Annotated in this window: 6 protein-coding genes and 1 pseudogene; 5 read left to right on the forward strand and 2 right to left on the reverse strand. The window is 61.6% G+C overall.

The genetic code is table 11. The annotated features are described in order from the left end of the window. The first annotated feature begins 281 nt into the window (after nucleotides 1–281). Nucleotides 282–16,222: pseudogene (locus BLU63_RS09120) on the forward strand (LapA family giant adhesin). 148 nt (nucleotides 16,223–16,370) lie between these two features. Next, nucleotides 16,371–16,709: a tryptophan synthase subunit beta gene (locus BLU63_RS09125; RefSeq protein WP_083375326.1), complete on the forward strand. Its 339-nt coding sequence runs from the start codon at nucleotides 16,371–16,373 to the stop codon at nucleotides 16,707–16,709. Between the two features lie 137 nt (nucleotides 16,710–16,846). Here the strand turns inward: BLU63_RS09125 and lapD are convergent, their stop codons facing one another. Both lapD and lapG read right to left on the reverse strand, forming a co-directional pair. Next, nucleotides 16,847–18,793 (reverse strand): cyclic di-GMP receptor LapD, encoded by a 1,947-nt coding sequence (gene lapD / locus BLU63_RS09130; protein WP_083375327.1) that lies wholly within the window; start codon nucleotides 18,791–18,793, stop codon nucleotides 16,847–16,849. Nucleotides 18,794–18,807: 14 nt separating this feature from the next. Then, entirely contained in the window at nucleotides 18,808–19,500 is a 693-nt protein-coding gene (lapG, locus tag BLU63_RS09135) for a cysteine protease LapG (RefSeq protein WP_010464935.1), read from the reverse strand. A gap of 220 nt (nucleotides 19,501–19,720) precedes the next feature. On the opposite strand from lapG, the gene BLU63_RS09140 reads away from it, so the two are divergent. From BLU63_RS09140 to BLU63_RS09150, 3 genes are all read left to right on the forward strand, one after another. Beyond that, on the forward strand, nucleotides 19,721–20,431 hold the full coding sequence (locus BLU63_RS09140; RefSeq protein WP_083375328.1) for a GntR family transcriptional regulator: 711 nt from the start codon (nucleotides 19,721–19,723) through the stop codon (nucleotides 20,429–20,431). Nucleotides 20,432–21,128: 697 nt separating this feature from the next. Continuing rightward, nucleotides 21,129–21,905, forward strand: coding sequence for a DUF3050 domain-containing protein (locus BLU63_RS09145; protein WP_077750431.1), 777 nt, complete (start codon nucleotides 21,129–21,131; stop codon nucleotides 21,903–21,905). Next, entirely contained in the window at nucleotides 21,902–22,831 is a 930-nt protein-coding gene (locus BLU63_RS09150; protein WP_083375329.1) for a diiron oxygenase, read from the forward strand. Before BLU63_RS09145 ends, BLU63_RS09150 begins: the two co-directional genes overlap by 4 nt. Nucleotides 22,832–22,835: the final 4 nt, after the last annotated feature.

Here is a 22,835-nt window from a genome sequence, read left to right on the forward strand (position 1 = left end):
CCGTGTGTCGGAAAGTTTGAATTTGGAACTGAATCGCACTCTGCGGGGCGGGTAGTTACCTAAATATCAATGTGACATTACTGGGACGAGTGTTTAGGATGACAGCACTAAGGTCAATAGTTTGGCATATAGTTTATAGCGAAAAAGTATAGCCAATTTGTTGACGATTAAGCGCGTCAAAGTTGTGCCTCGAATACCTTGAAAGTACGTCCAGACTGAGTTGGCGAAAGCGCCATCAGGTCCATGGAAGTCAACTGAACGTGACACCCGGAGAGTCTTCAATGAGCAGTGTTGTGGCCATCGTCAAAAGCATTGTCGGTCAGGTTTTCGCGGTGTCCCCAGAGGGCATTCGCCGAGTACTCGTTGAAGGCGACCGGTTGTTTGTCGGCGATCAGGTAGACACGGGCGCGGCGGGCGCCGTTACGCTGGAACTGGCTGACGGCCGCACCCTGGACCTGGGCCGCGACACTCAGTGGAGCGCCAGCGACCCGGATTCCAGCACTGACCTGTCAGAAGCCACTGCACAAGCCGCGCCATCGGTTGAAGAACTGCAACAAGCCATCGTTGCCGGTGCCGACCCGACCACTGAACTCGAAGCCACCGCAGCCGGCCCTACCGCTGCGGGCACGGGCGGTGCGGCGGGTGGCGGTCACAGCTTCGTGATGCTGGATGCAACCGCTGGCCGGGTAGATCCGACCATTGGTTTCCCGACCGCGGGCCTCAGCACTGCGGCACAGGCGGCACAACTCACCACCGGTGGCCAGACGGCTGACACTAGCGCCAACGTACAGCGCGAATCGACCTTGAGCCTGAGCGCCACGCCGAGCATCACCGAGGCCGGTGGCGTACTGGTTTACACCGCGACCCTGACCCAGGCGCCGCTGACCGACCTGACCATCACCCTGTCCAATGGCTCGGTGATCGTGATCCAGGCCGGCCAGTTGACCGGTACCGTCAACGTCCCGCTCGCGCCGAACGACACTGTTTATAACGACTCGACCCAGATCAGCGTGACCGTCACCGGCACCACGGGTGGCAACGGCATCACCGTCACCCCGCCGACGACACCGGCCGTGACCCAGGTCACCGACACCGTCGACACCACAACGGTCACCTTGACCGCTGGCGCCAGCGTCACCGAAGGCGGCCAGATCACTTACACCGCGACATTGACCAACCCGGCGCAGACACCGGTCACCATCACCCTGTCCAACGGGTCGACGATCACCATCGATGCGGGTAAAACCACTGGCACCGTCGACGTGTCGACTCCAGCCAACGACGTCTACAACAACGGCAGCACGGTCACCACCACGATTACCGGCGCCACCGGCGGCAATTTTGAGAACCTGGTGCCAAACCCGGCTCCGGCCGTGACCACCAATACCGACTCGCCGGACACCACCACCCTCACACTGACGGCGGGTTCGACGGTCACCGAAGGCGGCCAGATCACCTACACCGCCACACTGAACAACCCGGCTCAAACGCCGGTGACTGTCACCCTGTCCAACGGCTCGACCATCACCATCGAAGCCGGCAAAACCACCGGCACCGTGAACGTCGACACTGCGGCCAATGACGTTTATCAGAACGGCAGCACCGTCAGCGCCACGATCACTGGCGCTACAGGCGGCAACTTCGAAAACCTGGTGCCGAGTACTACACCTGCGGTCACCACCGTTACCGACTCGGTCGACAACACCGGCCTGAGCCTCACCGCCACCGGCACCGTGGTCGAAGGCGGCCAGATCACTTACACCGCAACCCTGACCAACCCGGCCGGCACGCCGATGACTGTGACCTTGAGCAATGGCTCGGTCATCTCCATCGAAGCGGGCAAGACCACCGGCAGCGTGACCGTCGATACCGCGGACAATGACGTTTACAACAACGGCAGCACCGTCAGCACCACCATCACCGGGACCACCGGCGGCAATTTCGAACAACTGACTCCGAGCACCACGCCAGCGGTCACCACCATTACTGACTCGGTCGACAACACCGGCCTGAGCCTCACCGCCACCGGCACCGTGGTCGAAGGCGGCCAGATCACTTACACCGCGACCCTGACCAACCCGGCCGGCACGCCGATGACCGTGACCTTGAGCAATGGCTCGGTCATCACCATCGAAGCGGGCAAGACCACCGGCAGCGTGACCGTCGATACCGCGGACAATGACGTTTACAACAACGGCAGCACCGTCAGCACCACCATCACCGGGACCACCGGCGGCAATTTCGAGCAACTGACTCCGAGCACCGAGCCGGCGCTGACCGCCATTACCGACTCGAAGGACGACACCGGCCTGAGCCTGTCGGCGTCCACCGAAGTGGCTGAGGGTGGTCAGATTCTGTACACCGCGACCCTGACCAATGCGGCTGGCACGCCAGTCACCGTCACCCTTTCGAACGGCGCGGTGATCACCATCGCGGCGGGTGCCACCACTGGCAGCGTGAGCGTCCCGGCGCCGGCCGATGACGTTTACAAAGACGCCGGTAAAGTCGAAGCGACCATCAAGGACGCCACTGGCGGCAACTTCGAAAACCTGGTGCCGAGCACTGTTCCGGCAGTCACTGACATTACCGATACCCTTGATACCTCGACCGTCAGCCTGACCGCGACGTCCACTGTGGCTGAAGGCGGCACCGTGGTTTACACCGCGTCCGTGACTGCGCCAGTGACCGGCTCGCCAGTTGTCGTGAGCTTGTCCAACGGCCAGACCATCACCATCCCGGTTGGCGCAAGTTCGGGTAGCGTGAATTTTGTTGCACCAAACGATGCCCTCGCGGGCGGCGGCTCCCTGAGCGTCAAGATTGATGATGCCAAGGGCGGCAATTACGAGAAGCTGGACGTCGACGGCAAGTCGGCGGATACCTCGGTCACCGACTCGGCGGACACCACCACACTCAGCCTGACAGCAACCGACTCGGTCGCTGAAGGCGGTTCGATCGTCTACACCGCCAACCTGACCAGCGCGGCCGGCACGCCGGTCACCGTCACCCTTTCGAACGGAGCGGTGATCACCATCGCCGCCGGCGCCACCAGCGGCGCCGTGACCGTCAAGGCTCCGGCCGATGACGTTTACAAAGACGCGGGCAAAGTCGAAGCGACCATCAAGGACGCCACTGGCGGCAACTTTGAGAACCTGGTTAAAGACCCAGCGGCAGCGGTCACCGATGTGACCGACACCATCGACACCTCGACCGTCAGCCTGACTGCGACTTCTTCCGTCGCCGAAGGCGGCACCGTGGTTTACACCGCATCCGTCTCTGCACCAGTGACCGGTTCACCAGTAGTGGTGACCCTCTCCAACAACCAGACCATCACCATCCCGGTTGGCGCAAGTTCGGGTAGCGTGAATTTTGTTGCACCAAACGATGCCCTCGCGGGCGGCAGCTCGCTGAGCGTCAAAATCGACGACGCCAAGGGCGGTAACTACGAGAAGCTCGACGTCGATGGCAAGTCGGCCGACACCTCGGTCACCGACTCGGCGGACACCACCACGCTTAGCCTGACAGCAACCGACTCGGTCGCTGAGGGCGGTTCGATCGTCTACACCGCCAACCTGACCAACGCGGCCGGCACTCCGGTCACCGTCACCCTGAGCAACGGCGCGGTGATCACCATCGCCGCCGGCGCCACCAGCGGCGCCGTGACCGTCAAGGCTCCGGCCGATGACGTCTACAAAGACGCAGGCAAAGTCGAAACGACCATCAAGGACGCCACTGGCGGCAACTTTGAGAACCTGGTTAAAGACCCAGCGGCAGCGGTAACTGATGTGACCGACACCGTCGACACGTCCACCGTCAGTCTGACTGCGACTTCGTCCGTGGCCGAAGGCGGCACCGTGGTTTACACCGCATCCGTCTCTGCACCAGTGACCGGTTCGCCAGTAGTGGTGACCCTCTCCAACAACCAGACCATCACCATCCCGGTCGGTTCGAGCAGCGCCAGCGTGAACTACGTTGCGCCAAACGATGCCCTGGCGGGCGGCGGCTCGCTGAGCGTCAAGATTGATGATGCGAAGGGCGGCAATTACGAGAAGCTGGACGTCGACGGCAAGTCGGCCGACACCTCGGTCACCGACTCGGCCGACACCACCACGCTTAGCCTGACAGCAACCGACTCGGTCGCTGAGGGCGGTTCGATCGTCTACACCGCTAACCTGACCCATGCGGCCGGCACACCAGTCACCGTAAACCTGTCGAACGGCGCCGTGATCACCATCGCCGCCGGCGCCACCAGCGGCTCCGTGACAGTCAAGGCTCCGGCCGATGACGTCTACAAAGACGCGGGCAAAGTCGAAGCGACCATCAAGGACGCCACCGGCGGCAACTTCGAAAACCTGGTCAAGGACCCGGCCGCAGCGGTGACCAGCGTCACCGACACCGTCGACACCTCGACCGTCAGCCTCACTGCGACTTCTTCCGTCGCCGAAGGCGGCACCGTGGTGTACACCGCGTCCGTCACCGCGCCAGTGACCGGCTCGCCAGTTGTCGTGAGCTTGTCCAACGGCCAGACCATCACCATTCCGGTCAGTTCGAGCAGCGCCAGCGTGAACTACGTTGCGCCGAACGATGCCCTCGCCGGCGGCGGCTCGCTGAGCGTCAAAATCGACGACGCCAAGGGCGGTAACTACGAGAAGCTGGACGTCGACGGCAAGTCGGCTGACACCTCGGTCACCGACTCGGCGGACACCACCACACTCAGCCTGACAGCAACCGATTCGGTCGCTGAAGGCGGTTCGATCGTCTACACCGCCAACCTGACCAACGCGGCTGGCACGCCGGTCACCGTCACCCTGAGCAACGGCGCAGTGATCACCATCGCCGCCAACGCCACCAGCGGCTCCGTGACCGTCAAGGCACCGGCCGATGACGTTTACAAAGACGCGGGCAAAGTCGAAGCAACCATCAAGGACGCCACTGGCGGCAACTTCGAAAACCTGGTCAAGGACCCGGCCGCAGCGGTGACCAGCGTCACCGACACCCTCGACACGTCGACCGTCACGCTGACCGCCACGAGCGCCGTGGCTGAAGGCGGCACCGTGGTGTACACCGCCTCGGTCGGCGCACCTGTCACCGGCTCGCCTGTGATCGTGACGCTGGCCAACGGTCAGACCATCACCATAGCGGTCGGCGCCAGCAGCGGCACCGTCAACGCCGTGGTCTCGAATGATGTGCTGAGCGGCCACGCGCCGGTGAGTAATTCGATCACCAACGTCAGTGGCGGCAACTACGAAAACCTGGTCGCCGATAAAACCCCGGTCAGCACCAGCGTGACCGACACCGTCGACACCACCACCCTGTCGCTGACTGCCACCGGCAACGTCAACGAGGGGGGGTCGATCGTTTACACCGCGAGCCTGACTAATCCGGCCGGCACTCCGGTCACCGTGACCCTGAGCAACGGTGCCGTGATCACCATTGCGGCTGGTAAAACCACTGGCACCGTGACCGTCGACGCGCCGAAAGACGACGTCTACAAAGACGCTGGCAAACTCGAAGTCACCATCAAGGACGCCGCTGGCGGCAACTTTGAGAACCTGGTCACCAGCCCGAATCCGGCCGTGACCAACGTCGCCGACACCACTAACACCACACAACTGACCCTCAGCGCTGACAAGTCTGTGCTCGAAGGCTCGCACATCACCTACACCGCGACCCTGACCAACGCCGCGCAAACCCCGGTGACCGTCAAGCTGAGCAACGGCGAGACCATCACCATCGCAGCCGGCAAGACCAGCGGTTCGGTCACCATCGCGGCGCCGAGCGACGACGTCTACAAGGATGCCGGCAAGCTCACCGTCAAGATGACGGACGCCAGCGGTGGCAACTTCGAAAAACTCGACGTCAGCAAGACGTCAGTGAGCACCACCGTCAAAGACACGGTGGACACGACGTCCCTGTCCCTGTCGGCCAGCCACACCGTGAGCGAAGGTGGCCAGATCACCTACACCGCCACCCTGAGCAACCCGACGGACACGGCGATGACCGTGAAGTTGAGCAACGGCGCAGTGATCAACATCGCCGCCGGCGCCACCACCGGTTCGGTGAACTTCGCCGCACCGGCCAATACGCCGTACATCGACGGCGGCAAAGTCCAGGCAACGATTGCCAGCCACAACGGCGGCAACTTCGAAAAAGTCGTCACCAGCTCTTCGCCGGCGGTCACCACCGTCACCGATTCGACCGACACCACCGGCTTGAGCCTGAGCGCCACCGGTTCGGTCGCCGAGGGTGGTTCGATCGTCTACACCGCGACCCTGACCAATGCCGCTGGCACTGCAATGACCGTGACGTTGAGCAACGGCGCAGTCATCAACATCGCCAAGGGCGCCACCAGCGGTTCGGTGAACTTCGCCGCCCCAAGGATGACGTCTATAAAGACGCTGGCAAAGTCGACGCCAGCATCACCAAGACCACCGGTGGTAACTTCGAAAACCTGGTGGCCGACAAGACGCCAGCAGTCACCGACGTAACCGACACCATCAACAACAGCACCGTCTCCCTGACCGCCACGGCCAGCACGGTCGAAGGCGGCACCGTGGTTTACACCGCGTCGGTCAATGCGCCAGTGACCGGTTCGCCGGTGGTGGTGGCGTTGTCCAACGGACAGTTCATCACCATTCCGGTCGGCGCGAGTTCGGGTAGCGTGAATTTTGTTGCACCGAACGACGCCTTGGCTGGCGGCGGTTCGCTGAGCGTGAAAATCGATGGCACCACCGGCGGCAACTACGAAAACCTGGTGGCGAATCAAACCCCGGCGGTGACTTCGGTGACCGACGTCAAAGACACCACCACCCTGAGCCTGAGCGCTTCGGATTCGGTGGCTGAGGGCGGTTCGATCGTCTACACCGCGACGTTGACCAATGCTGCCGGCACGCCGGTCACCGTGAACCTGAGCAACGGTGCGGTGATCACCATCGCGGCCGGCGCGACGGTCGGCTCCGTGACGGTCAAGGCACCAGCCGATGACGTCTACAAAGACGCCGGGAAAGTCGAAGCGACCATCAAAGACGCGACTGGTGGCAACTTCGAGAACCTGGTGCCAAGCACTGTTCCGGCAGTGACTGACGTTACCGACACCCTCGATACTTCGACCGTCAGCTTGACGGCCAACAGCAGCGTGGCGGAAGGCGGGACCGTGGTTTACACCGCGTCCGTTACCGCTCCGGTGACCGGCTCGCCGGTTGTCGTGACCTTGTCCAACGGCCAGACCATCACCATTCCGGTCGGCTCGAGCAGCGCCAGTGTGGACTTCATAACGCCAAACGACGCATTGGCGGGCGGTGGTTCTCTGAGCGTGAAAATCGACGACGCGAAGGGTGGCAACTACGAGAAGCTGGACATCGACGGCAAGTCGGCAGACACCTCGATTACTGATTCCGCAGACACCACCACCGTCAGCCTGAGCGCTACCGACTCGGTCGCGGAAGGCGGTTCGATTGTCTATACCGCGACGTTGACCAATGCTGCCGGCACCCCGGTCACTGTGAACCTGTCGAACGGTGCCGTGATCACCATCGCGGCCGGCGCGACGGTCGGCTCCGTGACGGTCAAGGCGCCTGCCGATGACGTCTACAAAGATGCCGGAAAAGTCGAAGCGACCATCAAAGACGCGACTGGCGGCAACTTCGAAAACCTGGTCACCAGCCCGGGAGCGGCGGTTACTGAAGTCACTGACACGATCAATACGTCGACCGTCAGCCTGACTGCAACTTCCTCTGTCGCCGAAGGCGGCAACGTGGTCTACACCGCTTCCGTCACCGCGCCGGTCACCGGTTCGCCGGTCGTCGTGACCTTGTCCAATGGCGAAAAAATCACCATTGCGGTCGGCGAAAGTAACGCCTCGATCACCGTCAAAGCGCCGAACGATGCCTTGGTCGGCCACGAGCCGCTGACCAACGCCATCAAGGATGTGACGGGGGGCAATTACGAGAGCCTGGTCGCCGACAAGACCCCGACCTCGACCGCCATCAGTGACACCCTGGACACCACCAAAGTGACCATGACCGCCAGCAACTACGTGGTCGAGGGCGGCACCATTACGTACACCGTCAACCTCAGCAATGCCGCCGGCACCGACATGACGGTCAAACTGAGCAACGGCGAGAGCGTCTTGATCAAGGCCGGCGACAAGTCGGGCCTCATCACCGTTCCGGCGCCGAGCGATGACGTCTACAAGGACGGCAGCAAAATCACCGTTGGCATCGCCAGCACCGACGGCGGCAATTTCGAAAAACTCGACGTCAGCAAAACCACGCACACCACCACCGTCAACGACACCGTGGATACCACCACGCTCAAGCTCAGTGCCGATGTGAGCACCGTCGGCGAAGGTGGTCAGATCAACTACACCGCCACGTTGAGCCATCCTGCCGACACGGCCATGACCGTGACCCTGAATAACGGTCTGGTGATCAACATCAAGGCCGGCGAGTCCAGCGGTTCGGCGCCGTACACCGTGCCAAATGACGTCTACACCGGCGCCTCGCCTGTTCGGGCAGCGATCGCAGACAGCACGGGCGGCAACTTCGAAAAACTCGACACCGACCGCTCCGCCGTCGTCACCAAAGTGACCGACAGCGCGGACGCCACGACGTTGAGCTTGAGCGCTACTGATTCGGTCGCTGAAGGCGGTTCGATCGTCTACACCGCTAACGTGACCAACGCGGCCGGCACGCCGGTCACCGTCACCCTTTCGAACGGCGCGGTGATCACCATCGCCGCCGGCGCCACCAGCGGCTCCGTGACCGTCAAGGCTCCGGCCGATGACGTCTACAAAGACGCCGGCAAAGTCGAAGCGACCATCAAGGATGCCACTGGCGGCAACTTTGAGAACCTGGTGAAAGACCCGGCTGCCGCTGTGACCAGCGTCACCGACACGATCGACACCTCGACCGTCAGCCTGACCGCCACGCCTTCCGTGGTCGAAGGCGGCACCGTGGTTTACACCGCATCCGTCTCTGCACCAGTGACCGGTTCGCCAGTAGTGGTGACCCTCTCCAACAACCAGACCATCACCATTCCAGTTGGCTCGAGCAGCGCCAGCGTGAACTACGTTGCGCCAAACGATGCCCTGGCGGGCGGCGGCTCGCTGAGCGTCAAGATTGATGATGCGAAGGGCGGCAATTACGAGAAGCTGGACGTCGACGGCAAGTCGGCGGATACCTCGGTCACCGACTCGGCGGACACCACCACACTCAGCCTGACAGCAACCGACTCGGTCGCTGAAGGCGGTTCGATCGTCTACACCGCCAACCTGACCAGCGCGGCCGGCACGCCGGTCACCGTGAACCTGAGCAACGGCGCCGTCATCACCATCGCCGCCGGCGCCACCAGCGGCTCCGTGACCGTCAAGGCACCGGCCGATGACGTCTACAAAGACGCCGGCAAAGTCGAAGCGACCATCAAGGATGCCACTGGCGGCAACTTTGAGAACCTGGTGAAAGACCCGGCTGCCGCTGTGACCAGCGTCACCGACACGATCGACACCTCGACCGTCAGCCTGACCGCCACGCCTTCCGTGGTCGAAGGCGGCACCGTGGTTTACACCGCATCCGTCTCTGCACCAGTGACCGGTTCGCCAGTAGTGGTGACCCTCTCCAACAACCAGACCATCACCATTCCAGTTGGCTCGAGCAGCGCCAGCGTGAACTACGTTGCGCCAAACGATGCCCTGGCGGGCGGCGGCTCGCTGAGCGTCAAGATTGATGATGCGAAGGGCGGCAATTACGAGAAGCTGGACGTCGATGGCAAGTCGGCCGACACCTCGGTCACCGACTCGGCGGACACCACCACTCTGAGCCTGACAGCAACCGATTCGGTCGCTGAAGGCGGTTCGATCGTCTACACCGCCAACCTGACCAGCGCGGCTGGCACACCAGTCACCGTAAACCTGTCGAACGGCGCGGTGATCACCATCGCCGCCGGCGCCACCAGCGGCTCCGTGACCGTCAAGGCTCCGGCCGATGACGTCTACAAGGATGCCGGCAAGGTCGAAGTCACCATCAAGGACGCCACTGGCGGCAACTTCGAGAACCTGGTGAAAGACCCGGCTGCCGCTGTGACCAGCGTCACCGACACGATCGACACCTCGACCGTCAGCCTGACCGCCACGCCTTCCGTGGTCGAAGGCGGCACCGTGGTTTACACCGCGTCCGTGACTGCGCCAGTGACCGGTTCGCCGGTTGTCGTGAGCTTGTCCAACGGCCAGACCATCACCATCCCGGTTGGCGCAAGTTCGGGTAGCGTGAATTTTGTTGCACCAAACGATGCCCTCGCGGGCGGCGGCTCCCTGAGCGTCAAGATTGATGATGCCAAGGGCGGCAATTACGAGAAGCTCGACGTCGATGGCAAGTCGGCGGACACCTCGGTGACTGACTCGGCCGACACCACCACGCTTAGCCTGACAGCAACCGATTCGGTCGCTGAAGGCGGTTCGATCGTCTACACCGCGAACCTGACCAACGCGGCCGGCACTCCGGTCACCGTGACATTGAGCAACGGCGCAGTGATCACCATCGCCGCCAACGCCACCAGCGGCTCCGTGACCGTCAAGGCACCGGCCGATGACGTCTACAAAGACGCCGGCAAAGTCGAAGCGACCATCAAGGACGCCACTGGCGGCAACTTCGAAAACCTGGTCAAGGACCCGGCCGCAGCGGTGACCAGCGTCACCGACACCGTCGATACCTCGACCGTCAGCCTCACTGCGACTTCGTCCGTGGCCGAAGGCGGCACCGTGGTGTACACCGCGTCCGTGACTGCGCCAGTGACCGGCTCGCCAGTTGTCGTGAGCTTGTCCAACGGCCAGACCATCACCATCCCGGTTGGCGCAAGTTCGGGTAGCGTGAATTTTGTTGCACCAAACGATGCCTTGGCTGGCGGCAGCTCGCTGAGCGTCAAGATTGATGATGCCAAGGGCGGCAATTACGAGAAGCTGGACGTCGACGGCAAGTCGGCCGACACCTCGGTCACCGACTCGGCGGACACCACCACTCTGAGCCTGACAGCAACCGATTCGGTCGCTGAAGGCGGTTCGATCGTCTACACCGCGAACCTGACCAACGCGGCTGGCACGCCGGTCACCGTCACCCTGAGCAACGGCGCAGTGATCACCATCGCCGCCAACGCCACCAGCGGCTCCGTGACCGTCAAGGCACCGGCCGATGACGTTTACAAAGACGCGGGCAAAGTCGAAGCAACCATCAAGGACGCCACTGGCGGCAACTTCGAAAACCTGGTCAAGGACCCGGCCGCAGCGGTGACCAGCGTCACCGACACCGTCGACACCTCGACCGTCAGCCTCACTGCGACTTCTTCCGTGGCCGAAGGCGGCACCGTGGTGTACACCGCGTCCGTCACCGCGCCAGTGACCGGCTCGCCAGTTGTCGTGAGCTTGTCCAACGGCCAGACCATCACCATTCCGGTCGGTTCGAGCAGCGCCAGCGTGAACTACGTTGCGCCGAACGATGCCCTCGCCGGCGGCGGCTCGCTGAGCGTCAAAATCGACGACGCCAAGGGCGGTAACTACGAGAAGCTGGACGTCGACGGCAAGTCGGCCGACACCTCGGTCACCGACTCGGCGGACACCACCACGCTTAGCCTGACAGCAACCGATTCGGTCGCCGAAGGCGGTTCCATCGTCTACACCGCCAACCTGACCAGCGCGGCTGGCACACCAGTCACCGTAAACCTGTCGAACGGCGCGGTGATCACCATTGCCGCCGGCGCCACCAGCGGCTCCGTGACCGTCAAGGCACCGGCCGATGACGTCTACAAAGACGCGGGTACGGTCCAGGCGACCATCAGCAACGCCACCGGTGGTAATTTCGAGAACCTGGTCAAAAGCCCGGCGGCGGCCGTCACCAACGTCACCGACACGATCGACACCTCGACCGTCAGCCTGACCGCCACGCCTTCCGTGGCCGAAGGCGGCACCGTGGTTTACACCGCGTCCGTGACTGCGCCAGTGACCGGTTCCCCGGTTGTCGTGACCCTCTCCAACAACCAGACCATCACCATTCCGGTCGGCGCGAGCAGCGCCAGTGTGAACTTCATCGCACCGAACGATGCCTTGGCCGGTGGCGGCTCCCTGAGCGTCAAAATCGACGACGCCAAGGGCGGCAATTACGAGAAGCTCGACGTCGATGGCAAGTCGGCGGACACCTCGGTCACCGACTCGGCGGACACCACCACGCTTAGCCTGACAGCAACCGACTCGGTCGCTGAAGGCGGTTCGATCGTCTACACAGCGAACCTGACCCATGCCGCCGGCACTCCGGTCACCGTGACATTGAGCAACGGCGCAGTGATCACCATCGCCGCCAACGCCACCAGCGGCTCCGTGACCGTCAAGGCGCCGGCCGACGACGTCTACAAAGACGCGGGCACGGTCCAGGCGACCATCAGCAACGCCACCGGTGGTAATTTCGAGAACCTGGTCAAAAGCCCGGCGGCGGCCGTCACCAACGTCACCGACACCCTCGACCGGACCGAAGTCAGCATCACCGGCAGCACCTCGGTGACTGAGGGCCAGACCGCCAGTTACACCGTCAGCCTGACGAGCCCGGCGCAGACCGAAGTCACTCTGAAGATCACCTACAGCGGCACCGCCGCCGACGGTTCGGACTTCACCGGCGTGTACACCGTGAAAATTCCGGCGGGTGCCAGCACGGCGAATTTCAATGTTGCGACCTTGGACAACAGGATCACCGAGGGCACCGAAAACTTCGTGGTCAAGATCGACTCGGCCACCGGCGGCAACTTCGAGAACCTGGCGATCAGCGCGTCCAACGGCAGCATCAGCACTTCGATCATCGACAACGATGCGCCGCCCGTGCTCGACCTGGACGCCAACAACTCCAGCGGCGCCACCGGGGCCAACTACAACGTGACCTTCACCGAAGGCACCACGGGCCAAGGTGTATCGATCGGCGACACCGACCTGAAAATCACCGACCCGGACAGCACCCTGCTGACCGGCGCGACCATCGTGCTGACCAACCGTCAACCGGGCGACGCGCTGAACCTGGGCAACAGCGTCAACGGCATCTCCATCAATGCCAACAGCAAGGACGGCACCGTCACGCTGACGTTGTCCGGCAATGCGACGCTGGCCGACTACATGCAGCAGATCAAGAACATCAGTTTCACCAACAGCAGTGAAGACCCGAGCACCGTGCCGCGGATCATCACCGTGACGGTGACCGATGGCAGCAACTACTCCAACACTGCGACCACCACCGTCAACGTCGTGGCAGTGAACGATGCGCCAACCGCCGCGCCGGTTAACCTCACCGGCACCGAGGACACCCCGCTGATCCTCGGCTGGTCGACCTTCGGCGTCAGCGACGTCGACAGTCCGGCCGCCAGCCTCGGCGTAAAAATCACCGGCCTGCCGGGCGAAGGCAAATTGCAGTACCTGAACGGTTCGACCTGGACCGACGTGACGACCAACCAGACCCTGTCCAAGGCTGACATCGACGCGGGTAAAGTGCGCTTCCTGCCGGATGCCAACGAGTCCGGCGCCAATGGCTACGGCGGCACCGGCGTCGGCAACAATCTGGCGGACTACGCACAGATCAAGTTCCAGCCTACTGACGGCACAACGTTGGGCAGCATCGGCACGATCAAGATCGACATCACGCCGGTGGCTGACGCGCCGTCCTTGAGCGTGGCGGACAACAGTGTCAAATCCACCGGGCTGATCAAGGAAGTCTGGACCGGCCTGTCGGGCCTCGGCACTGATGGCAGCGGCGCGGCGTCGAACACGCTGAAGTCGGTAATCGATGCGGCCGGCAAACCGAACAGCAGCACCACCGTGACCAACGTGCAGTCCGACGGCAGCGTGACCGCTGGCACCGCATCAAAAACGTCCGGCCTGATCTACCTTGAAGCCGGCAAGACTTACAGCTTCAGCGGCACCGGCGATGACAGCCTGCTCGTGACCATCGGCGGCAAAAACGTGGCCAGCGCGCTCTGGGGCGCGGGCGGCAACCTGAGCGGTTCGTTCACCCCGACCGCCAGCGGCTACTACACCCTGGATATCTACCACCACAACCAGAGCGGCCCGGGCAGCTACGACGTCAACCTGTCGGTCAACGGCGGCGCGGCGGTCGACCTGAGCAGCGCTGGTGTGCCGCTGTACACCGGCGTGGCAGATCTGGCCGCTTCCGGCGTGACAGTTTCCGACCTGCACGGCACCAACGGCGAAGGCTACTACGACGGCTACAAGCTCAACGAAGCGGCCGAAGGCACCAGCGTTCACCTGTCTGCGATCAAAACTGCGCTCACGGACACCGACGGCTCCGAAAGCCTGGTCGTGAAGATCAGCGGCATCCCGGCGGGCTCCGTGCTCACCGATGGCGCCGGCCACACCTTCACCGCCAGCACCTCGTCGGGTGAGGCCAACGTCACTGGCTGGAACCTCGGCTCCCTGACCGTGACCCCGCCGCCGTACTACAACGGCCAGTTCAACCTGACCGTGACCTCGACCTCCACCGAAGTTCTCGGCGGCTCTGCGGCCAGCACCGCGACAATCCCGGTCACGGTTTACCCGGCGGTCTACAACGCCGTTACTGCCACGGCGGCCGATGACACCATCACCGGCACCGACGGCAACGACATCATGGTCGCCGACATCGGCGGGCTGACCGTGGTGCCGGGAACCAACTACAACATCGCCTTCATGGTCGACAGTTCGGGCAGCATGAGCGCCTCGTCGATCAGCGCCGCCAAGGACTCGCTGACGTCGGTATTCAACACCCTCAAGCAGAGCATGGGTGGTAATTCCGGGACGGTGAACATCTTCCTTGCGGACTTCGATAACCAGGTCAACAAGTCTGTCTCGGTGAACCTGAACGATCCGAATGCACTGATCCTGCTCAAAGCGGTGCTGGATTCCATGTCGTCGGGCGGCGGCACCAACTACGAAGACGTATTCAAAACCACGGCGAACTGGTTCCAGAGTGCCGACGCCATGGCCAACACCGGGGCGAAAAACCTCACGTATTTCATCACCGATGGCAAGCCGACCTACTACCAGAGCGGTGAGCAGACCAACCCGACCCTGTTCGGCAACGTGAAGCTCGATGATGTGATCACCACCACCAATTACAAGTTGGGGCAGACCTACTCCGGTTATCTGGACAGCACTCACTACCTGACCATCGATAACTCCGGCACCGTCACGCTGCAGACGTACAAGAACTCGTGGGGCGGTTACTGGAGCAGTTCCGAACTGGGCACCATTCGCGCTGAGGGCAACGGCACTTACGAGCTGTCCTATCGCGACGGCAACGGCAGCAGCACTGGCTCCAGCGCCATCGACAACTCGACCAACGGTTTCGCGCTGCTGGACAAGGTGTCGACGGTTGAAGCCATCGGCCTGAACAAAGACGTCACCCTCAGCGACCTCAAGCCATACGACTCGGACAAGACGCCGCAAACCAACATTGATCCGAAAGACCTGGCCAACTCGATCATCGGTCACACCGAAGCGACCATGCCGGGTGCCGACACGGTCAATGGCGGCAATGGTAACGACATCCTGTTCGGCGACCTGGTGAGCTTCAACGGCATCGCCGGCGAGGGTTACCAGGCGATGCAGGCGTTCGTCGCCAAAGAAACCGGTGTGGACGTCAGCAAAGTCACCACCAGCAACGTGCACCAGTTCATCACCGAGCACTACAGCGCATTCGACGTGTCCGGCGCCCATGACGGCAACGACACGCTGTTGGGCGGTTCGGGCAATGACATTATCTTCGGCCAGGGCGGCAACGACCTGCTCGACGGCGGCAAGGGCAATGACATCCTGCTCGGCGGCTCGGGTAACGATTCGCTGATGGGCGGTCAGGGTAACGACATCCTGATTGGCGGTTCGGGTGCCGACACCTTCGTCTGGAAGGCTGGCGACACCGGCAACGACGTGATCAAGGACTTCAAGGCCAGCGAAGGTGACCGCATCGACTTGCGCGATCTGCTGCAAGGCGAAACCGGCAGCACCATCGACAACTTCCTGAAAATCAGCACCGTGGATGGCGTGTCGTCGCTGCAAGTCAGCTCCGGCGGCAAGTTCAACTCAGGCGATGCCGCGGCCGCAACGCCGGATGTGACGATCAAACTGGAAGGCAATAACTGGTCCAGCGCCAACCTGAACTCGTTGATTGCCGGCAGTGACCCGACCATCAAAGTCGATCACAACAACAGCTGATCCCACGAAAAACGGCCGCCCTTATGGGGCGGCCGTCACGTTTGTGCCCATCCCCCCGGTGACGATTTCGTCGCCGCACCGCATACTCGTGCCCAGTTGGCCTATGCTGCTGACAGCATGACGCTGGTTCATTTCTGAGGGATGCTCAATGTTCTACGTGCAACGCGATGCGCAAGGTCAGTTAGTGCGCGTGGAAGCTGCGGCCTACGCCGAAGCCACGGAAACGCTGCCGGCCGACAACCATGAAATCCAGGCTTGGTACGCCAACGAAGCTGTGGAAAAAAGCCTGACCCAGCTCAAGCAGAGCGACCTGGAAATGATCCGGGTACTCGACGACTTGATCCAGGTGCTGACCAGCAAAGGCGTTATCCGCGTCACCGACCTGCCGGCCGCCGCCCAGGCCAAGCTGATGGACCGGACCCAGGCGCGTGAGGCGTTGGGTGGGTTGAGTCACTTGATTGATGATGATGAGACAGGGTTGATTTAAACCTCAGCCTTCGATGTTGGCTGTGCTGACGCCTTCGCGGGCAAGCCTCGTTCCTACAGGTTTACGCCAACGCACGACCTTGTAGGAGCGAGGCTTGCCCGCGAAGACGAACTCCCAGACGACCAAATCCTAAAGCATCACTGCCAAGGCTTCGGCTCACCAAACAACTGCCCCTGAACCCCATACAACCCCATCTCCCGAATCACCGACAACTCCCCTTCGGTCTCCACCCGCTCGGCGATCAACGGCAAATCAATGCTATGTGCCGCTCGCTGAATCGCTTCGATAAACAGGCGCTTGTCGCTTTCCTGATCAATCGCACGGATGTAACTGCCGTCGATCTTCAGGTACGCCAACCCCAGCCGCGCCAGGTTGCCGATCATGCTGAAGCGCCCGCCAAACCGTTGCAGGCTCAACGAGAACCCAAGCTCACGCAGGCGCCGTGTCAGTTCTTCCAGCATCGCTTGCTCGGGCAGTTGTTCCTCGCCGATTTCCAGGGTCAGCCGCGGTCCGAGATCGGAGTGGGCACGCAAAATCTCGAAGACTTTATTCAGCGCCTGCGGATCGGCCAACGTCGCCGAAGACAGGTTCAGCGCCAGCGATTCTTCATGCTCGGCCATCTGCTCAAGCACCAACTCCAGCATCAGCCGATCCAGGCGCGCGGTCCAGCCAAAGCGCTCCAGCCACGGCAGGAAGCGTCCAGCGGGAATGGTCTGGCCCTCGTCGTCGATCAACCGCGACAGCACCTTGTAATGCAGCACCACTTGCGTGTCCTGGCTGGCCACCACCGGTTGGAAATACAACTGAAACCGCTGCTGATTCAGCGCCTGGTCCAGCAATGTATGCCAGGCGTGATGGTCATCCCCGACGCTGACCGAGGCGCTGTGATCGAGGCATGCCCAGCTCTGTTCGCCCTGGCCTTCAGCCTGAGCCAGCGCCTGGTCGCCCAAACCCAACACCGCTTGGGGCGAGTCGCCATGAATAAACGGCGCCAGACCGATCGACGCGACCGAGGCCACATCCGTGGCACCGGTCGCATGCAGGCTGGCCAAGGCGCTGTCCAGATTCTGCGCCAGTTGCAGCGCTTCTTCGCGCACCAGCCCCGGCGCCAGCACGGCAAACTCACCGCCACGGATCCGGGTGACGAGGTTCTGTGTTTCCGGGTACTTGGCGCACTCGCGGGACAGTTGCTCGCCCACGGCCTGCAATAATTGGTCGGTGCGCTGACCGCCCAGACGCTGGTTCAAACCAGCCAGGTCCTTGACCCGCAACAGCAGCAGATAACCCGAACTCGCCTGCTCCGGATTGCTCACCCGGGCGTTCAACTGCATCTCGAAATAACGACGGTTGGCCAGGCCCGTGAGGTTGTCCTGGTAGGACTCGACCCGTAGTTTTTCACTGCGCTCGGCCTGTTCCTGAAACAGCGCCTTGAGCTTCTCGACCATCTGATTCATGGCCTGCACCACTCGGCGCAGTTCCGGTGTGCGCGGTAGTTCCGGCAGGCTGAGGAATTCGCGGCGAGCAATGGCGTGGGATTGCTTGACCATGTAATCCAGCGGCTTCAGTTGTCGACGCAGCAACAGCGCGCCCAATACCGCGCTCACCGCACCGCAAATCAGCAACCAGCCGAGGCTGCCCAACGCGCTCTGCCAAAGCTTGGCCAAGGCGAACATCGGATGGCTGACCACCTCGACCCGCGCCGCCTGTTCCCAGCCACGGCTGACCAGCGCATCGCCGCCGGCCGGTTCCAGGCCGATCATTTTGACGAACCAGTCCGGCACGTTGTTCACCGCTGGAATGCCGCTGCGCTCGACGATGGTCTGGTCAGTCTTGAGGTCGACCACGCGGATGCTCGCGTAATAGCCGCTGTCGAAGATCGAACTGACCAGCAGCTCGACCATCGCCGGGTCGTCGATGTTCGGCGTCAGGGACAACGCCAATGCCGTCGCGGCGTCCTGGGCGTGGGAGCGCAACTGGTTGACGTACTGGGTCCGCGAGCTTTCCAGGCTGACCATGAAGCTGCCGGTGAAGGCGACCACCAGGAACAGACAGATAGCGATCAACAGCTGTTTGAACAAAGACATCTGAGCGCGTGCTCCTAGTTAGTCGTTTCGACCGGAAAACCTTCGGCCTGCATTTTCTTCAAAACGTCCTGCCAGCGTGACAGGCGTTTGGTATCTCCGACCTTTTTGTTGCCCTTGGCGCCCGGCAACCACAACCCTTCGGCATTGAAAGAGTAGACCGGCAGCAAGTCGGTTCGTTGGCTGGCCGGTTTTATTGCATCGATCAGGCTGTCGAGCACCAGCGGCATGGCCTCGGGGCTCGAATAGTAAGTCAGCACCATGTGCGCCCGGTTCAGGCGCAACGCCTTGACGTAGGTAATGCGCAGCTTGTCACTGGAAACGCCGAGATGGCGCAGGCTGAAGTACTTGGCGATCGCATAGTCTTCGCAGTCGCCGGCGCCCTTCCACAGGGCTTCGATGGGTGTTTCCCAATAATCGACCTCATGCCAAAGGTCGATGTCCTCAACGTAACGCACCTGCTTGTTGAAAAACTGGTTGACCACATTGAGCTGTTCCAGCTCGCTGGCCTGCTTCTGCGTGGCCAGCAGATGCTGCCAGGCATCGATGCGCGGCTTCCCGTCACCCAATGGCCCATACAAGGCCTGCGCCTTGCGGCTGATCAGCGAAAAATCCCAATCGGCATGCAGCCCGCCCAGCATGGCGCCAGCCAGCAGCAACGCGCAGCACAGCCAGCGCAAAGTCCGAGGGATCGCGAAACGTACCGCCAATGCGAGGCATCCAGGTCAGGCAGGTGAAATTCGGTTGATGGTGCAGGTTAGCCCGTTAAAAGACAATGGCACGGTGCAATCACTGGCAACGCGCTAGACTTTGAATGGTAGGTGACATGAAACGTCGCGGGCTGCGGTCTTTTGTCCGTTTGACAAGCTGCATGGCAGTCACTAGTGTCCATTTGGATCCAAATATTTCAGCCAATCAGGGTGCGTAGTTGTGACACAGAAGCCCAACCCCCTCAGCAGTATCAAGGTCAACGGGCCGATTCCCGCTCACTTGGCACGCTCGGTGATCGAAGAAACCCTGCGATCGGCCATTCTAGACGGGCGCATTCCCTGCGGCACCGCGTTGCGCCAGCAAGATTTGGCCGACCTGTTCGGCGTCAGCCGCATGCCGGTGCGTGAAGCCTTGCGCCAACTTGAAGCCCAGGCGCTGCTGAATGTTATCGCCCATAAAGGCGCGGTGGTTGCACCGCTGGTCCAGGGCGATGCCGTCGAAACGTATGCATTACGGATTCTGTTGGAATCCGAGGCACTGCGTTTGTCGATTCCCTTGTTGGAAAAGGAAGACGTCGAGCGGGCAGCCAAGCATATCGACGACCTGGAAATGGAGCACGATTACAGCGAAATCGGCCGCCTCAATCGGCTCTTCCACATGGCGCTTTATTGCAAGGCGCCTAACCAGCGGCTATTGCGGCTGGTCGAGGACGGGTTGAACGAAGAAGAGCGCTTCCTGCGCTTTAATCTGGAAGCCATGGGCTTGGGCAAGTTGTCCCAGGAAGACCACCGAGCGCTGTTGCTGGCCGTCGAAGACCGCAACGTCGAGCGTGCGGTCGAGCTGCTCAAGCATCACCTCAATCGCGGTGTCGAGGTCATCACGCGCTACCTCAACAGCCCCGAAGCGCTTAACAAGAAAACCCCCAGGTAACTCCCGGCGCCAAGCCTGGGCGCGCAGTCCGAACTGCGCGCCGCGCTTGCTGTGAATAATCTACTTACACATCCCCGCTTCAGCCACCGCACGCCCCCACCCCAAGCCTGCCTTCGATTCGCCTCCCTCAGGTTCCATCAATACGCCAGCAAAGATGACGGCCGGGCGATAGCGGCGGCCGTGATTTACGCTCACTCTTGGGCTGCCAACGAATAATGAACGGGCGACGCGCCGCCATGGCGGCACAGTCCTCGCACCAAGAACCTACGGAAGGAGTCTTGTCACGGGAAAGGAAGCACCGGCGTCAATCCCAGCCAACTTCCACCCCCTTGAAGCATTCAACGGAACAACTTTGAAAGTTGCTTTGAGTGAGGCATTCACTCTTCATTTGAATTTTGACGATACTTCGCCGAAAGGAGCAACTACGCCCAAATAAAACTGATACTTATAGTTTTATTAGAACTTGTCGCGTTCAAGAAAGTTAAACTCTCAAATAATACAAAAATAACTTGCTCGATACTTTATTCGTGTATTAGTTTTTCTCCGCCGCCAGCAAATCCGGCACCCAAACGACTGTATCGCACTTAATGAGATCAATTTAGTTGAGGCATTCGCTCGCCAACAAAAATGTTAGACGACCGTCACTTATTGATCACAACACCCTTAACGGCACTTCAGATCACTTATAGGCTCGCTCATGAAAACGAATAAAGACCGACTCAACCAGAAGAAAGCAGAACTTAGTGCACACCCGATCTTTTCTGAAATACATTCGCTGTCGGTACTTCAACGGTTCATGGAAACCCATGTCTTTGCGGTGTGGGATTTCATGTCGCTGACCAAACGCCTGCAACAGGAGCTGACCTGCGTCCAACTGCCCTGGTTGCCGCCGCGAGATCCGCAGGCCGCGCGTCTTATCAATGAGATTGTGCTGGGTGAAGAGTCCGATGATCGCCCGGCCCAAGGTCATTACAGTCATTTCGAGTTGTACCTGGATGCGATGCGCGAAGTCGGTGCCAGCACGGCGGCCGTGGAACGCTTCGTGGCGTTGCAACAAGAAGGCGTGAGTTACGACGTGGCGCTGCAAAGCGTTGATGTCGATCCGGCGGCTGCGCAGTTTGTACGGCACACCTTGCACACCGCGCTGCATGCGCCGGGACACAGCGTTGCCGCAGCGTTTTTGCACGGTCGTGAGAGCGTTATTCCGCAGATGTTCCAACGGATTCTCGACGACTGGGGCATCGGCATCGAGCAGGCGCCCACCTTCCGTTACTACCTGGAGCGGCACATCGAAGTCGACTCCGAGGACCACGGCCCCGCCGCTGAAAAACTCCTCGCCCGGCTGGTCGACGGCGATCCGCAACGCGAAGCGGACGTCTACGCCAGCGCCATTGCCGCCGTGGAAAGTCGCATTGCCTTGTGGGACGGCCTGCGCCTGAGCATGAGCGAACCGGTTGCGGAGGTGAACGCATGAACGCCGCCGACTACCAATCCTTCGCCGACGCCTGGGAAAGTCGCGCGACCATCCGCACCCGCCCGCGGCGCGTGCTGGAGAACGACGGCAAGCTGATCTATCCGTTGAGCCGCCAACCGTTGGTGCTGAGCGAGACCTTCCTGCGCGAATGCCCGGAACAACGGGACTTCGCGCTGGTGCAGACGCTCTACAAATTCATCAACGACGTGGTGATTTTCGAAACCGAGATCGTCGACAAGACCGCCCGCAGCATCGCCAAAAATCGCTTCGCCGTGGCGTTCCCGTTTGCCTGTCGCTATGACGCCATGACTGTGGTGGTGGACGAGGATTACCACGCGCTGGTGGCCATGGACTTCATGCAGCAGACCGTCGCCATGACCGGCATTACGCCAATCCAGCTGCCGGATGAAATCGAGCTGAGTCGGGCGATCCCGGCGGCCGTGGCCCTCGCACCAGAGCATCTGCGCAGCGCGGTAGAACTGATCTGCGTGGCCATCGCCGAGAACACCGTAACCGGCGATGTCGCGGCGTTCGCCAAGGACGACACGGTCAAGCAGTCGATCAAGGGCCTGATGGCCGATCACTTGCTCGACGAGGGCCGCCATTCCGGGTTCTGGTCGCGGATGGTGCGCATTTACTGGCACACCGCGAGCGAAGACGACCGCCAGCTCATCGCGCAAATCCTGCCAGTGTTCATCGGCCATTACCTGACCAACGACATCCAGAAGTCCTTCGATTTCCGCTTGATCGAAGCCTTGCAGATCAGCGACGCGGCACGCCAGGCACTCAAGAACGAGATCTCGGGGCTGGCCTTCCCGATCAATCGTCATCACCCGCTGGTCGCCAACATCGTGCGGTTTTTCCGCAGCAGTTCGCTGCTGGATTCGCCGTGCGTGCAAGACACCCTCAGCGACTACCTGGTTTAACGAG

Source organism: Pseudomonas mandelii (genome assembly GCF_900106065.1).
Classification (GTDB): Bacteria; Pseudomonadota; Gammaproteobacteria; order Pseudomonadales; family Pseudomonadaceae; genus Aquipseudomonas; species Aquipseudomonas mandelii.